This is a genomic window from Flavobacterium sp. FG68, from assembly GCF_057808895.1.
Genome location: NZ_JBMDIY010000004.1, coordinates 119,598 through 136,237, shown reverse-complemented (window position 1 = coordinate 136,237; position 16,640 = coordinate 119,598). Strand labels below are relative to the sequence as shown.

Genomic DNA, 16,640 nt, shown 5'->3' with positions numbered 1-16,640 from the left:
ATTATGGCAAGTACAAGAGCAGCAATTCGTTATGCAAAAGCAATTCTAGACTTAGCAAACTCTAAAGGTGTTGCCGAAGCTGTCAATAACGATATGAAGTCAATTGCTTTGGCAATTGAGACAAATACAGAATTGAGTACCTTTATTCAAAACCCAACTGCAAAAGTTGAAGTTAAGGAAAGTGCTCTTTTAGAAGTTTTCGCAAATGTAAATGGCGTAACCAAAGGTTTATTTCATTTATTATTTGAAAACAAAAGATTTGAAATTCTAGAAGCAATTGCAGTAGAATACAGCAAATTATTTGATCAAAGTAATGGTATTGAAGTAGCAAAAGTTACAACTGCAATTCCTATGGATGCTGCATTAGAAGCAAAAGTTTTAGCTAAAATTGCAACTTTGTCAGATAAAAAAATTACAATTGAAAATATCGTAGATCCTTCTATCATAGGTGGATTTATTTTAAGAATAGGTGATAATCAATACAATGCATCTGTTGCAAACAGATTACAAGTATTAAAAAGAGAGTTAAGTAATTAGTTTTATTACACATAAAAAGTGTCTAAATTATAAATTAAGATGGCGGAAATCAAACCTGCTGAAATTTCAGCAATATTAAGAAAGCAAGTAGAAGGTTTTGAATCTGGTGCTACGCTAGAGGAAGTAGGAACAGTACTTCAAGTTGGAGACGGTATTGCTCGTATTTACGGGTTATCGAATGTACAATATGGTGAGTTAGTTGAATTTGATAACGGACTTGAAGCTATTGTATTGAACCTTGAAGAAGACAATGTTGGTGTGGTACTTTTAGGGCCATCAACAGGAATCAAAGAAGGATCAACAGCAAAAAGAACACAACGTATTGCTTCTCTTAAAGTAGGTGAGCAAATGGTAGGACGTGTAGTTAACACTCTTGGTTTTCCAATTGATGGAAAAGGACCAATTGGTGGTGACTTATACGAAATGCCTTTAGAAAGAAAAGCTCCAGGAGTTATCTTCCGTCAGCCAGTTACTGAGCCATTACAAACAGGAGTAAAAGCAGTAGATGCTATGATCCCAGTAGGTCGTGGACAACGTGAGCTTGTTATCGGTGACCGTCAAACAGGTAAATCAACTGTTTGTATCGATACTATCTTAAATCAAAAAGAATTTTACGATGCAGGAAAACCTGTATTCTGTATATATGTTGCAATTGGGCAAAAAGCTTCAACTGTAGCAGGAATCGCAAAAATGTTAGAAGAAAAAGGAGCAATGGCTTATACAGTTATCGTTGCTGCAAATGCTTCTGACCCAGCTCCAATGCAAGTTTACGCTCCTTTCGCAGGTGCTGCAATTGGAGAGTACTTTAGAGATTCAGGTCGTCCGGCACTTATCGTGTATGATGATTTATCTAAACAAGCTGTTGCTTACCGTGAGGTTTCTCTTTTATTAAGAAGACCACCGGGACGTGAGGCTTATCCTGGAGACGTTTTCTACTTACACTCTCGTTTATTAGAGCGTGCTTGTAAAGTAATTGCTGATGACGGAATTGCTAAAAACATGAACGATTTACCAGATTCTATCAAATCTATCGTAAAAGGTGGTGGTTCATTGACTGCTTTACCAATTATCGAAACTCAGGCTGGTGACGTTTCTGCATACATCCCAACAAACGTAATCTCGATTACAGATGGTCAGATTTTCCTTGATGGAGATTTGTTCAACTCAGGGGTTCGTCCTGCTATTAACGTAGGTATCTCTGTATCTCGTGTTGGAGGTAATGCTCAAATTAAATCAATGAAAAAAGTTTCAGGAACTTTAAAATTAGACCAGGCTCAATTCCGTGAATTAGAAGCGTTTGCTAAATTTGGTTCTGACTTAGATTCAGTTACATTAAACGTAATTGAAAAAGGAAAAAGAAACGTTGAGATCTTGAAACAAGGTTTAAATGATCCTTATACAGTTGAAAACCAAGTTGCTATTATTTACGCTGGTTCTAAAAACTTATTAAGAAACGTTCCTGTAAATAAAGTAAAAGAATTTGAAGCTGATTTCTTAGCTTACTTAAACAGTAAACATAAAGATACGCTTAACGCGTTGAAAGCTGGTAAATTAGATGACAACATTACTGATGTTATCGAAAAAGCAGCAAAAGAAATTTCAGCAAAATATAACTAATTAGATAATTGGTAAATTAGATAATTAGAAAATGACTTATCATTATTCTGATTATCTAATTTTCAAATTGTCACATTTTCTAATTAATAGATGGCAAATTTAAAGGAAATCCGTAATAGAATTACTTCCGTTTCATCGACGATGCAGATTACATCGGCTATGAAAATGGTTTCTGCTGCAAAGCTTAAGAAAGCACAAGATGCAATCACTGCAATGCGCCCTTATGCCGAGAAATTAACGGAGTTACTGCAAAATCTTTCTGCTACACTTGAAGGTGAAGTTGGAGGAGATTACACTACACAACGTGAAGTAAAAAAAGTATTGCTTGTTGCTATAACTTCAAACAGAGGTTTATGTGGTGCATTCAATTCAAATGTTATTAAAGAGATTAAAAATCGTACCGATTTTTATGCAGGAAAACAAGTTGACGTTTTTGCTATTGGTAAAAAAGGAAATGATGCTTTAACTAAAACGCATAAAGTTCACGGTCATCATAATGCAATTTTTGATCATTTAACTTTTGAGAATGTTGCCGGAATTGCTGATAATTTGACTCAAAAATTCTTATCTGGAGAATATGACAGAATCGAATTAATCTACAATCAATTTAAAAATGCTGCGACTCAAATTGTTCAAACAGAGCAGTTTTTGCCTTTAGCACCTATTAAAACTGATGTTGCAGTTTCTGCTGGAGATTATATTTTCGAACCTTCAAAAGAAGAAATTGTTTTGACTTTAATTCCAAAGTCTTTAAAAACACAATTATACAAAGGTATTCGTGATTCGTTTGCTTCAGAACACGGAGCACGTATGACAGCTATGCACAAAGCAACTGACAACGCAACAGAATTAAGAAACCAATTGAAATTAACTTACAACAAAGCGCGTCAAGCTGCAATTACAAACGAAATCTTGGAGATCGTAGGTGGAGCAGAAGCTTTGAACGGATAACAAGATAATTTTTTTAAAATTTGAAAGAGCCAGCATTATTTGCTGGCTCTTTTTTTTTACACGAATTGCTGAACGAAAAATGGAGATGAATTTTAAATATTCTCCCAATAATAACATTTAAGTTAATTCTTACTTTTTGTTCTTGTTTATGCTGAATTTGATTTTTTATTAGCTATTTTTGGCTTTTGTTGTATACCTGTATTTTTAAAGAGAAGCAGAATAATGAAGGAAATTTTTTAAAATTTGATTATAATAAAAAGATCTGATAATAAATTAGTTACATTATATTTTTAAAAAAGTATATATTTATACTTTTAAAATTAGTAACTTTTTAACGCTTTCTGCGTATAACATTTAACAACCAAAAAGGTATTAAAAATAGATCACCTACAAACAATGGCAAAAGAAAGTTTTAATTGGAAGAGTCTTTTCATTAATGATGAGACCGATAATTCAGAGGGCAAAGCTGCAACTCCACCATCAGCTCCCGTTTTACCAACCACAGACAATAAATTTCCGAATCAAGTTACAGAATCATTTCCTGCAAATTCATTGGCAAACCCTTTTTTAAATGAAATTTTTGAAGTTTATGACAAAGGTTTTGATTCATTGAACGAAGAAGGTTTTGATTTTTTTGAACTTTATAAGTCTGTTATGGCTGTTGGAGTAACAAATCCGCAAAGTTATCAGATGGCTTTTGCAATGGGAAAATCAATTAAATCTGATTTGACTAAAGATTTTCTTTTACAAAAAGGAAGTTTTTATATTACAGAAATTGAAAAAGTACATACTAAATATGATACTATTGGAAAAAATAAGAAAACAGAATTAGACAATACAATTACAAAAGAAAAAAATAATTTATCCAAAAGTATTTCTGATTTAGAAGCCAAAATTCTTGATCTTCAAAAAGAACTAGAAGCGAAGAAAATAGAACTTCAAAAAATTGATCCTGTTAACAGGGAGCAGCTTTCGGAGATTCAATTGAAAATGGAAGCAAATGATTTGGCAAAACAAAAAATATTATCATCAATCAATACTGTAATAACAGGAATAAATCAATATTTACAATAATGGATAAATTCGAACAAGAAAGAAGCACTCTTTTGACGCTGCCAATACTTAAACATTTTGACGAGTCTAAAGGAGAAATTGCTTTGAAATCAGGTGCACTTAAAAAAGGAGAGAAGTCATTGTTTTTGGCTTTGGCATTAGGTTTATTAGGAGTTGGAGGATATTTGGTCTGGACTTATATTATCCCGCCATTATTTACAATGTTAGGTCAGGCAATAGCCTTATCTGCAACAGGAGTATTTTTGGTTTTTTTAGTAATGATGGCTCCTGTTATAATGAAAGGTCTTCGTTTTGCAACAAAAAATCTTCATAAAGCATTAATTCAAAGTAATCCTTTCAATGAATTAGAAGAGCAAAAACAAAAAATGATTAAAAACCGTGAAGTTTTTAAGAATACTAAAGCAAAGCTAAAAGGTCTTAAAAATGAAATGGAAATTGAGGCAAGTAAGTCTGAAAAAGAAGCAAAAGCATTTCAGGAAGATGTGTTGAGTTTACAACGCCAGTCAGAAAAACTGAAATCGGCGATGGATGAAATGGTGAAACAAAATGGTGTTGCGGCAAAAGATACAGATGAGTATGTAGCTCTGCAAAGTGAGTTAGCCAGAAAGTTAAGCGATTCTCAAAGAGTTTCAACTCAATACGAACAAAGCAAAAGTTTTATTCAAAAATATGGTGTTCGTGCTAATGTTTTAGGAAAAATGGATCGTAAACTGACTTTGGCAGGAACAGCTATTGATATTAAAATTGCTGATTTTGATGTTACGGTTAAAATGCTTCAAAAAGAATATGAATTTGCCAGAAATGCTAAAGAAGCAACAGAAAGTGCAAAAAGCGCCATGATGTTTACGAAAGACTGGGAATTAGAATATGCCCTTGAAGTAGTAACGTCTACTATCGCTCAGGATATTGCCAGAACTTCAGAAAACCTGATTGACATCGACGCATTAACATCTAAATATTCTGTTGATAACGACGAGCTTTATTCAAGATTAGATTCGTTAGCAGATGAAATTAAAACAGGTGATAACACTATTCCGGATTCAACAAAATATACAAGTCCGAATTATAAAATGACCAAAGAAGATAAATTATCCAGTGGTGGTTTTGGTGATATTTTTTAATACAATTAAATTAAATTTTTAAATAAAAATGGGAAAAATTTTAAGAACTGAAAAGTTAACAACCTTTTCTGAATTACTTATCGTTATTGTTGCAATTGGTGCAATTTTAGGAGGAGTTTATTATGTATCTCCAGGAATTAAGACTGCAGTTTCAAAACAATTAAATGGAATTGATTTGAATCAGACTGATGTTAATAATGTTACCAATGCTGCAAAAATTCCGCTTCCATCGACTGAATTATCTTCAGAAGTTGCAGACAAACCTTTAGTAAGAATTGGTGCTTATGCATGGAACGCTCAGTCTGGAATTATTGTTTCTAATGGTGGTCCAAAAACAACAAAAGGATCATTAATGGAAAAAAACGGAGTTAATCTTGAAATTATTCGTCAGGACTGGCTTTCAGAATTGCGTAATATGCAAATGAAATTTATCGAAGAATTTGATAAAGGTGAAGCTTTTCCATCTTCAGAAAAAAGTGTTTTTGCTGTTATTATCATGGGAGATGGTGCGCCATTTTACATTAGTTCTGTTCAAAAATCACTTGACGAAAAATACGGAAAAGATAAATACCATGTTCAGGTAATGGGAGCAGTAGGTATGAGTTATGGAGAAGATAAATTGATTGGGCCTCCAAACTGGAAATCAGATCCTAAATCTATGAAAGGTTCAGTTATATCTGCAGTTCTTGGAGATGGTGACTGGGTTACTACTGTAAACTATTGTTTTGCAAACGGATTAAAAGTAAACCCAGATCCAACAACATATGATGCAGAAGCAGTAAATATTTATCCATCAGAAAATGACGATTATATTAAATCGGCAGAAGAATTAATCAAATCTCAAACAACAGGATGGACTGTTACTTTGAAAGAAGTAGTAGACGGGAAATTAACTGGAAAATCTGTTAACAGAAAAATCGATGGTTGTGCAACATGGACTCCTGGAGATAAAACAGTTTTTGATAAATTGACTGGTTTTGTTGATATCGTTTCTACAAAAGAATTTAACAACCAAATGCCAACTACTATTATTGGTGTGAAAGAATGGGCAGTAAAAAATCCTGATATTGTTTCTAACATTTTGAAATCGGCATTGACGGCTTCAAACCAAATGAAAAATTACGAAGACTGGAAAGTAAGAGCTTCTGAAGCAGTTGCTGCAACTTATAAACTTGAAACTCCGGAATATTGGTACAAAATGTTCAAAGGACAACAAGGAACAAAAGGCGGATTGACTTATAATATGGGAGGTTCAAAAGTATTTAATTATGCTGATGCAATGCAATATTATGGTTTATCTGATGGTGTGAACAGATACAAATCAGTTTACAATCAAGTTGCAGGATATTTGACAGAATTGAATCCGTTTGGATTTAATGAAAATGTTGGAGCTGTTGTACCTTACGATCAGGCAGTAAACTTATTCTTCTTGAAAAACATCAACGATATTGAATCGACGTCTGCAGACAAAGCAGATTATAGCAGTGAAGCAAAAGAAGTTGTAGCTTCTGGAGAATGGAAAATTAACTTTAATACAGGAAGTGCTGATATCTCAAATTCATCTAGTAAAGAAGTAGAGAAAATTTACAATCTTTTAGTGCAAGCTGAAAACACAAAATTAACAGTTGTGGGTCACACTGACAATGTTGGAAATGCTGATGCTAACTTAGCTTTATCAAAAAGCAGAGCACAAGCAGTTGTAGATTATCTAAAACAAAAAGGTATTCCGGCAAACCGTTTCCAGTTAGTGGACGGAAAAGGTCAAAGTAATCCAATTGCAGATAATAATACTGCTTCTGGAAAAGCACTAAACAGACGTGTGGTTATTACTTTATTAAAATAAAAACAATGAAAGGCTATCTTAATAGATAGCCTTTTTTACAAGCAGTATGATAAAAATTTTAACGCCCTTTGAAAAAATATCAAAACTAAACAAAACGCTTATTTTAATCGGTTGGTTAGTTCTTTTGATTATTATTTGGTTTGCAGCGACATCTGGCGAAAAACATCTTTTTCCTTCACCGGCTCAGGTTTTAACCGGTTTTTCAGATTTGTATAGAGAAGGTTTGGTAGTACATATTTTCAATTCGTTGAAATTGTGTTTTATCTCGATTTTTTTAGCCACAATTATTTCCTTGTTTTTTGCTTATGCATGGCCAATTCCGCTATTAAAATCAGTTTCTGAATTTATCACAAAATTTAGATTTTTACCTTTTACCGGACTTTCATTTTATATTACAATGGTAATTCATGAAGCACGAATGATGCAGGTTTGGATCTTGGTAATTTTCCTGACTACTTTTTTAACAACATCTTTAATTGCAGTTATCAAAGATATTCCGCAAGAAGAATTTGATCATGCAAAAATGTTGAAATGTAACCGTTGGGAAGTACTTGTGCAAGTCATTATTTTAGGAAGAATAGATTATGTAATTGATGTAATCAGACAAAACCTTGCCATTACCTGGATGATGCTTGTAACTGTAGAATCGATTGTGGTAGCTTCTGGAGGATTAGGGTTTTTAATAAAAAACTCTGATAAATTTATGAATACAGGAAGAATCATTGCACTTCAAATTATCATTTTACTAATAGGTCTTGGCTTAGATGCAGGAATAAATTATTTAAGAAAAGCACTATTTAGATATTCAAAAATATAATCATGAAACACGAATATAAAGAGACGCTTTTATATGTAGAAAATCTTAGCGTTGCTTATGATGATAACGTTATTATAAAAGATATAAACCTTATCGAAAAAGACGTAGTTAGAGAAGGAGTAGATTGTACAGGACAGGTAGTTGCTTTTGTGGGAAGATCTGGTAGAGGAAAATCAACTTTTTTTAAAGCTTTGACAGGTTTAACTCCGTTACATTCCGGAAAAATATTAATTAGGGATTTCGAAAATAAAGAACCTAATGCAGCTAAGGCAGTATGCGAAGGAGACATTGGTTTTGTAGATCAAAAATATACTTTGTTCAGACATAAAACAGTTACTCAGGCTTTGAAATTTTCGCTAAGAAAAACAACGCTGTCGAATACTGAAAAAGATGAAAAAATAAAGCAATATCTAAAAGAATGGGGATTAGAAAATTGTAAAGACAAATATCCTAACGAACTTTCGGGAGGGCAAAGACAAAGAACCGCTATTATAGAACAATTGTTTTCGTCTGATCAATTTATTGTTTTGGATGAACCTTTTTCAGGATTAGATGTTGGAAATATTGAAGAAGTAAAAAAATCATTTGAACTATTAGGAAAATCTTCGGAGTCTAATACGGTTATTTTTTCGACCCATGACATTGAACTGGCAATTGAGTTAGCACAAACTATTTACGTTATTGGGCATCCAACTATTAATGGAAAGAAAGAAAATTACGGAACCATAGTAGCAAAATATGATCTAAGAGACATGGGACTTTCCTGGAAAGATTATTGCGACGACCACTTAAAATTATCAAAAGAAATTATCCATCAAATGATGATTTCTTAAATTAGAATATGGCAAAGAAGAACAATCCAATATCGATTATTGAAGACTCATTTTTGTCTCTAAAAAAATATTTAGAAACAAATATATCTACTAATGAAGCCGTTTTTACGGCTTCATTTATTATAGTGCTTGAAAAAGAAACAAAGCAGATTCTGGAAATATGCAATATATTAAATCAGGAGGCAGATTTTATTCAAAAGCTAAATGAAACAGTAAATCCAGATTTTTCTAAAGGGTTATTGTTTAAAGCAGAACATTTTTTTCTTTCGGATATTATTGATCTTTATGAAAGAGAATCCGGAGCGAAAAATGAAAAACAAGAATTTGTTCTGGCGTATTATTATGATGCTTTACGCAACAATCATTTTGCGGACCAAAACTCTGTAAACGAATTGAATCAGTTGATTTTTACAGAGAATTTCAAAAATCTTCTCGTAAAAATAAAAAAAGAGAATAAAATAATAACTTCAAATGTGCAGCAAAATCAGTACTTACTGCCAGAATTATTATCCATAACAAAGCATAGCAGATTAGAAGAAATTCTAGTTAAATATCAAAACTTCATTTATTTTACATTTGGTAAAAAATTTGAAAATACAACAGCTTTCAGCAGCTATTTGGGTTTAAATGCAAACACATCACAAACAGATAAAAAAGAAATAGATAATCTTCCTGAAGGAGATACACTGGAAAAAGTACTAAAAGAATTAAACGAATTAGTTGGTTTAGCAGAAGTAAAAAAAGATGTTTCAGAACTAATCAATTTGTTAGAAATACAAAAAAAGCGTTCAGAACAAGGATTAAAAAATGTTGAGATTACTTTGCATACCGTTTTTCTGGGCCCGCCCGGAACCGGCAAAACTTCTGTAGCGAGACTTTTAAGTAGAATTTTTAAACATTTGGGTTTTTTATCTAAAGGCCAAATGTTTGAAACAGACAGAGAAGGTTTAGTTGCGGGTTATGTGGGGCAAACAGCAGCAAAAGTCAATAATGCGGTAGAATCGAGTCTTGGCGGAGTATTATTTATTGATGAAGCATATGCACTAACTCAAAACTCGTTTGGAAATGATTATGGTGCAGAAGCAGTAAATACACTTTTGAAAAGAATGGAAGATCACCGAAAAGATCTGGCTGTTGTGGTTGCAGGATATACAGAACCAATGAAAATTTTTATAGAATCGAATCCCGGATTACGATCCCGTTTTAATAGATACTTTTATTTTAAAGATTTTACGCCTGATCAATTATATGAAATTTTTGAGTCGTTTTGTGTAAAATCAGATTTTATAATTTCTACAGATGCTAAAGAAAAACTAACAGACACTTTTGAATTATTATATAGAGATAAAACCGAAAGTTTTGGAAATGCCAGATTAGTACGAAACATATTTGAAAAATGTGTGCAAAATCAAGCCAATAGAATTATAGCTTTGAAAAAATTAAGCAGTAAGACTTTAAAAACATTAACAGATGATGATATTCCGGAATTAAAAGAAATTGAATATAATTTTGGTTCCTGATAAAAAAATAGCCAGCAAATGTTTGCTGGCTATTTTTTTTGGAAGTTTTTCTTTTTTAAGAATATCTATAAACAAGAAAATTTATAAAATGGTGATTCTCAATTTACCCATAAATTGAGAATCCATACCATTTTATAAAATTATTGACACAGATTTTATCACTCTGTAGCTTTGTCTTTCATGGGAACAAACTAGCTTTATTAATCCCAATGCTCTGTTTTTTTAAGGGTTACATTTCAGCAGAATCAATCCCTGTGCTTTGTCTTTTATGGGAACAAACTAGCTTTATTAGTCCCAATGCTCTGTTTTTTTAGGGTTACAATACAGCAGAATCAATCCCTTATGCTTTGTCTTTTATGGGAACAAACAAGCTTTATTAGTCCCAGTGCTTCCTTTTTTATAAGGGTTGTATTTAGCTTTCTCAATCCCTGTGAAGCAAATTTAGGAAAATACGCTTTAAAAAAAGTTACATAATTTTCTGCCTTAATTTACATATTTCACATGTTAGTGTCTTGTTAATTATATAACTTAGTTAGAAAAAATAATTAATTTTGAATTCTATTTCTATACAATGGCTTTACAAATACGCGAATTTACTACGGTTGACGAAATGGTGGCTCAAATTGACACCATCAGATTTCTATATCCCAATATAACTTTAGAAAAATACCAATCATTTCTTTCTGAGATGGTTCCGTACAATTATATTCAAATTGGAGTATTTGAAAATAACATTTGTTTGGGTATTACAGGATGTTGGTCAGCAACAAAATTATGGACAGGAAAATATCTCGAAATTGACAATTTTGTAGTAAATCCGGAATATCGTTCTAAAGGAATTGGAAAAATGCTTACAGATTATATTGAACAAAAAGCATTGGATTTAGGCTGCAGCAGCATTGTTTTGGATGCTTTTTCGGGAAATTTTGGTGCACACAGATTTTATTACAATCAGGGATATGGCCCAAAAGGTTTTCATTTTGTGAAAGTTTTAGACGAAAATAAATTAACACATTAAAATTGTCGCTAAGTTTTTTTATTGAACCGTCAAAAGGACTAATAAAACCAAAGAATTGGTTATTTTTGTTTTTTGAACTTTATTACTAATTATTTTGGGATTATATAAAAATCTATTCAAACAAACTGCAATTTATGGACTGGCAACCGTTTTACCACGAATGCTCAGTTTTTTATTGGTCAGATTATATACAGGTATTTTACCAACTGCCGAATACGGCGAAGTTTCGATTGTTTTGTCTTGGATGGTTTTCTTTAACGTAGTGCTTTCTTACGGAATGGAAACAGCGTTCTTTAGGTTTTACAGTGCCGAAGAAGACAAGAAAAACGTAATCGCAACTTCGACAATATCAATATTTTGGTCGTCAATAGGATTCTTGTTTGCGGGTTTAATTTTTAGAAATACGCTGGCAAACTGGGCCGAAGTTGATGCACAGTACATTACCTATTCTGTTTGGATTTTAGTTTTAGATGCATTGGTTTTAGTACCATTTTCAAAATTAAGGGCAAATCAAAGGCCAATGGTTTATGCGGCTATTAAAATTGGAAATGTGGTAATTAATCTATTGCTAAATATTTTCTTTTTATTGTATCTGCCAAAACTTGCAGCTTCACATCCTAATTCAGTTTGGGATAATTTATATGTAGAAAATTTCCAGATTGCCTATATTTTCATCGCTAATCTGTTAGCTAGTTTAGCAACTTTCATTGTACTTTCTCCAAATTATCTTTCGCTTGGACGAAAATTCGATCCCGTACTTTGGAAAAAAATGATGAAATATGGTCTGCCAATTTTAGTTGCCGGACTTGCATTTGCCGTTAATGAACATTTCGATAAAATCTTATTGGGATATTTACTTCCTGAAAATCTTGCAAAATCAGAAGTTGGAGCCTATTCAGCCTGTTATAAATTAGGTTTATTTATGGTTTTGTTTGCAACGGCTTTTAGATTAGGAATTGAACCTTTCTTTTTCAGCCACGCCAAAAACGAAAATGCACCGCAGACTTACGCCGTAATTACAAAATACTTTGTGATTCTGGGTTCACTTATTTTATTAGGAGTTATCGTTTTTGCAGACATTCTTAAATATCTTTTATTAGACAATAAATCCTATTGGGAAGCCATGAAAGTGGTGCCGTTAATTATTCTGGCAAACTTCTTTTTAGGAATTTACAATAACTTATCGGTTTGGTACAAACTTACAGACCAAACAAGAATTGGAGCTTATATTTCAATTGTTGGAGCAATTGTAACATTAGTTTTAAATTACTTTTTGATTCCAAAATACAGTTATTACGGATCTGCAATCGCAACTATCTCTGCTTACGGAAGCATGATGTTAATATCGTATGTTTTAGGAAACAAATATTATCCTATTCCGTACGACATGAATAAAATTTCGGCTTATTTAGGAATTTCAATTTTATTTTCGGCTATTTCATTTTATGGATTTAGAGAAAATTATTTTGTTGGAATTCCATTATTATTAGCCTTTATGTACTTTGTTTATCACAACGAAAAAGACACAATCAAAGGAATAATGAATAGAAAGTAAAAGTGCTTTTTTAATCTTTTATAATAAAAATGAAAATACAAATTATCAATAAATCACAACACGATTTACCAAATTACGAAACAATTGCTTCTGCAGGAATGGACTTGCGTGCCAATATTACAGAACCAATTACGTTAAAACCTTTAGAAAGAACAATTGTAAAAACCGGACTTTTTATAGAATTGCCAATTGGTTACGAAGCACAGGTTAGACCAAGAAGCGGATTGGCAGCAAAAAAAGGAGTTACCGTTTTAAATTCTCCGGGAACTGTCGATGCTGATTACAGAGGTGAAATAGGTGTGATTTTGGTAAATTTATCAAATGAAGAATTTGTAATTGAAAACGGAGAAAGAATTGCACAATTAATTATTGCCAAACACGAAAGAGCAGAATGGATTGAAGTTGAAGAATTAACGGAAACTTCAAGAGGAGCAGGCGGATTTGGAAGTACTGGAGTGAAGTAGTTTTCAGTCGCAGTTGACAGTCCTTTACTGTATTTAAAAACTTGAACTAACCAAACTGAAGATTTTTTTAAATCTTCCCACATAAAATAAAATTAGATGAAAATAATCGTTCCAATGGCAGGTCGTGGATCAAGACTTCGCCCACATACATTAACAGTACCAAAACCATTAATTCCGGTTGCGGGAAAATCAATCGTTCACCGTTTAGTAGAAGATATCGCTAAAATATTAAAGCAGCCAATAGAAGAAGTTGCATTTATCTTGGGAGACGAAGCGTTTTTTGGAGATGATGTTGTTACAAGTCTGCAGGATTTAGCACAAGGATTAGGAGCAAAAGCTTCAATATATCGTCAGGATTTACCTTTAGGAACCGGGCACGCGATTATGTGTGCAAAAGAATCCTTATCTGGACCAGCAGTTATCGCTTACGCGGATACTTTAATCAGAGCCGATTTTGAATTAGATCCATCTGCCGATGCTGTAATTTGGGTAAAACAAGTAGATCAGCCGGAAGCTTTTGGAGTTGTAAAATTAAATCCAAATAATGAAATTATAGAATTGGTTGAAAAACCAAAAGAGTTTGTTAGTGATTTAGCCGTTATCGGAATTTATTATTTCAAAGAAGTTGGAGACTTGAAAAAAGAGCTTCAGGGAGTTTTAGATAATAACATTCAAAATGGTGGTGAATACCAAATCAACGACGGTATCAAAGCCATGATGGCAAACGGAAAAGTTTTTAAAACCGGAAGCGTTGACGAATGGATGGACTGCGGAAACAAAGATGTTACAGTTGAAACTAACAGCAGAATGTTAGGATTTTTGCATAATGACGGAGAGCATTTAGTGGATTATAATGTAACGCTGGAAAATTCAACAATTATTCCTCCATGTTATATTGGCGAAAATGTAGTGTTGAAAAACACAACCGTTGGGCCAAATGTTTCAATAGGAAAAGGCTGCCATGTAACCGACAGTTCTATTAAAAATAGCTTAATACAAACTAATTCTCAAATAAAAAATGCTAACTTAGATAATGCAATGATTGGAAATCATGTTAGTTATGATGGAAAATTCACAAGTATCAGCATTGGAGATTATTCAGTTTTAGAATAAAATGAAATCTTAAAAAAGATGAAAAAAAGGATTTTGATAATTTTATTTTTTGCTTTACTAAGCAATTCAGCTTCGGTTTTCGCGCAAACGGAACCAGAAGATATTGCTTTGGCACCAGATGAATATCAAGATGCTTTTTACGAATCTTTAAAACAAAAAGGAATCGAAAACTACGATAAAGCAATAGCATCATTAGAAAAATGTATCAAAATAAAACCTTCTGATGCTGTCGCTTATTTTGAAGTTGGAAAAAATTATCTGGCGCTAAAAGAATATCAAAATGCCCAAAATGCATTTGAAAAAGCCACGCAGTTAAATCCAAAAAACAAATGGTATTGGCTGGGAATTTACGACGTAAGTTACGAAACCAAAAACTATCCGCTGGCGATTGAAACGATTCAGAAAATTATTGTTTTTGATGAAGAATATAAAGACGATTTGATTTCGTTATATATGCTTACAAACCAATATGATAAAGCGCTTGTGACGATTAACGAAATGAACGATAAATTCGGAAAATCTGAAGATCGTGATCGTTATAAAATGCAGATTTTATCGCAGGGAAAATATCAAAATGCAGAGATTTCAAATTTAATTGAGCAGATTAAAAAGAATCCAAAAGAAGAATCAAACTATGTTAATCTGATTTTTCTATATTCAAAATCTGACGAAACAGACAAAGCCGTTGATGTTGCAAAACAATTGGCAAAAGAAATTCCAGATTCTGAATGGGGACAGGTAAGTTTGTTCAAAAGTTATTTAGATGCCAATCAGGCCGATAAAGCCATTAAGTCGATGAACGTAATTTTGTCAAGTTCAAAAATTGATTCAAAAATTAAGCATCGAACATTAAATGAGTTTTTGATTTATGTAAATAAAAATCCGCAATATGCTCCGGATTTAGAAAAAGCCATTTCTTATTTTGACAATGATAAAGAAGTTGACGTTGCTAAAGAAATTGGAAAATTTTATCATAGTAAAAACCAGTTTGAAAACGCCATTAAATATTATGAAAAAGATTTAATGACCAATTCAGACACAGATCGTGAAACGAATCTGCTTTTGCTTGAAGCTTATACACAAGCAAAACAATTTGCGCCAATGACAAAAAGAGCCATGACGATGATTGAAGTTTATCCAAGCCAGCCGCAATTTTATTATTATGCAGGTTTGGGAAGCAATCAGTTACAGCAATTTAAAAACGCAAAAACCGTTTTAGAAATGGGACTTGATTATGTTGTTGATGATAAAAAACTAGAGGCAAATTTTAATATTCAATTGGGAGAGGCATATAATGGATTAGGAGATGCTAAGAAAAAAGAGGAATACTTTTTGAAGGCAAATGAATTATTAAAAAAGAAGTAAGGAGAAATTAAGATGAAAAAATATATTATAATAGTATTAATGTCGGCTTTTATGATTTCGTGTAAGTCTAAAGCCGTCGCTGTTCAAAACAATAATACTACCGAAGTTGTCGCAAAAAAAGACAATAAAGCAATCGAAAAACATTACGAAAACAAATTAGATTTTTCGACTTTAAATATAAGAGCCAGTGCAAGATATGAAGACGAAAAGCAAAGTCAGAATGTTACCGCCGATATAAAAATCGAGAAAGATAAACAGATTTTAATAAGTGTTAAATTTCTGGGAATTACAATGGCAAAAGCGTTGATAACTCCAACGTCTGTAAGTTATTACGAAAAAATAAAAGGTACTTATTATGAAGGTGATTTTAGCAGTTTAAGCGAATGGCTTGGAACTGACCTGGATTATAATAAAGTTCAGAATTTATTAATTGGAGAAGCTTTTGATGATTTACGAAAAGGAGAGTATACGCAGACAATTGTAGAAAATCTTATTCGTTTAGAAGATCAAAAAAGCCAAAAGATTCAAAAAGCATTTTATTTAGATCCTGAAAAATATCTGGTGCAGAAAGAACAAATTTCTCAGTCAGCTGAAAATATAAAATTAGAAATCAATTATTCAGATACTAAAACTTTCAGTCAGGGAACTATTCCAACAACATTGGTAATTAATGCATTGCAGCCAAAAGGGACAACCAATATTAATTTGAATTATAACAATATATCATTTAACGAAGAACTTTCTTTTCCGTATAGTGTGCCAAGCGGTTATAAAAAAGTTTTAATTAAGTAAATTTGTAAAAAGAAAAATAG

15 protein-coding genes are annotated in these 16,640 nt (G+C 32.4%); all 15 read left to right on the top strand.

Annotation, left to right across the window (positions count from 1 at the left end; genetic code table 11):
- Positions 1 to 3: 3 nt before the first annotated feature.
- The 15 genes from atpH (at position 4) to lolB1 (ending at position 16,620) form a co-directional block, all read left to right on the top strand.
- Positions 4 to 537, top strand: a complete 534-nt coding sequence (atpH, locus tag ACODSB_RS04055; RefSeq protein WP_488936105.1) for an ATP synthase F1 subunit delta — start codon at positions 4 to 6, stop codon at positions 535 to 537.
- Between the two features lie 39 nt (positions 538 to 576).
- Positions 577 to 2,154 (top strand): F0F1 ATP synthase subunit alpha, encoded by a 1,578-nt coding sequence (atpA, locus tag ACODSB_RS04050; protein WP_053472983.1) that lies wholly within the window; start codon positions 577 to 579, stop codon positions 2,152 to 2,154.
- Between the two features lie 90 nt (positions 2,155 to 2,244).
- A complete protein-coding gene (gene atpG / locus ACODSB_RS04045; RefSeq protein WP_053472982.1) occupies positions 2,245 to 3,105 on the top strand; it encodes an ATP synthase F1 subunit gamma in 861 nt (286 codons plus the stop codon).
- A 396-nt stretch (positions 3,106 to 3,501) separates the two neighbouring features.
- The gene (locus tag ACODSB_RS04040) at positions 3,502 to 4,179 is read left to right on the top strand and encodes a hypothetical protein (protein WP_488936104.1); all 678 of its coding nucleotides are present in this window, start codon (positions 3,502 to 3,504) and stop codon (positions 4,177 to 4,179) included.
- The gene (locus tag ACODSB_RS04035) at positions 4,179 to 5,300 is read left to right on the top strand and encodes a hypothetical protein (protein WP_053472980.1); all 1,122 of its coding nucleotides are present in this window, start codon (positions 4,179 to 4,181) and stop codon (positions 5,298 to 5,300) included. Before ACODSB_RS04040 ends, ACODSB_RS04035 begins: the two co-directional genes overlap by 1 nt.
- A 28-nt stretch (positions 5,301 to 5,328) precedes the next feature.
- Entirely contained in the window at positions 5,329 to 7,143 is a 1,815-nt protein-coding gene (locus tag ACODSB_RS04030) for an OmpA family protein (protein WP_488936103.1), read from the top strand.
- Between the two features lie 46 nt (positions 7,144 to 7,189).
- Positions 7,190 to 7,960, top strand: coding sequence for an ABC transporter permease (locus tag ACODSB_RS04025; protein WP_488936102.1), 771 nt, complete (start codon positions 7,190 to 7,192; stop codon positions 7,958 to 7,960).
- Positions 7,961 to 7,962: 2 nt separating this feature from the next.
- Complete coding sequence (locus ACODSB_RS04020) at positions 7,963 to 8,793, top strand: ATP-binding cassette domain-containing protein (RefSeq protein ID WP_053472977.1); 831 nt, start codon at positions 7,963 to 7,965, stop codon at positions 8,791 to 8,793.
- An 8-nt stretch (positions 8,794 to 8,801) separates the two neighbouring features.
- Positions 8,802 to 10,313: an AAA family ATPase gene (locus ACODSB_RS04015; RefSeq protein WP_488936101.1), complete on the top strand. Its 1,512-nt coding sequence runs from the start codon at positions 8,802 to 8,804 to the stop codon at positions 10,311 to 10,313.
- A 571-nt stretch (positions 10,314 to 10,884) separates the two neighbouring features.
- Complete coding sequence (locus ACODSB_RS04010) at positions 10,885 to 11,331, top strand: GNAT family N-acetyltransferase (protein ID WP_488936100.1); 447 nt, start codon at positions 10,885 to 10,887, stop codon at positions 11,329 to 11,331.
- Positions 11,332 to 11,425: 94 nt separating this feature from the next.
- Positions 11,426 to 12,886: a lipopolysaccharide biosynthesis protein gene (locus ACODSB_RS04005; protein WP_053472974.1), complete on the top strand. Its 1,461-nt coding sequence runs from the start codon at positions 11,426 to 11,428 to the stop codon at positions 12,884 to 12,886.
- 29 nt (positions 12,887 to 12,915) lie between these two features.
- Positions 12,916 to 13,350 carry a dUTP diphosphatase gene (dut, locus tag ACODSB_RS04000; RefSeq protein WP_053472973.1) on the top strand — a complete coding sequence of 145 codons (435 nt, stop codon included), beginning with the start codon at positions 12,916 to 12,918 and terminating at the stop codon, positions 13,348 to 13,350.
- Between the two features lie 96 nt (positions 13,351 to 13,446).
- Positions 13,447 to 14,463: a sugar phosphate nucleotidyltransferase gene (locus ACODSB_RS03995; RefSeq protein ID WP_180857030.1), complete on the top strand. Its 1,017-nt coding sequence runs from the start codon at positions 13,447 to 13,449 to the stop codon at positions 14,461 to 14,463.
- A gap of 18 nt (positions 14,464 to 14,481) precedes the next feature.
- Positions 14,482 to 15,828 carry a tetratricopeptide repeat protein gene (locus tag ACODSB_RS03990; protein WP_488936099.1) on the top strand — a complete coding sequence of 449 codons (1,347 nt, stop codon included), beginning with the start codon at positions 14,482 to 14,484 and terminating at the stop codon, positions 15,826 to 15,828.
- 12 nt (positions 15,829 to 15,840) lie between these two features.
- On the top strand, positions 15,841 to 16,620 hold the full coding sequence (gene lolB1, locus ACODSB_RS03985; RefSeq protein ID WP_488936098.1) for a lipoprotein insertase outer membrane protein LolB1: 780 nt from the start codon (positions 15,841 to 15,843) through the stop codon (positions 16,618 to 16,620).
- Positions 16,621 to 16,640: the final 20 nt, after the last annotated feature.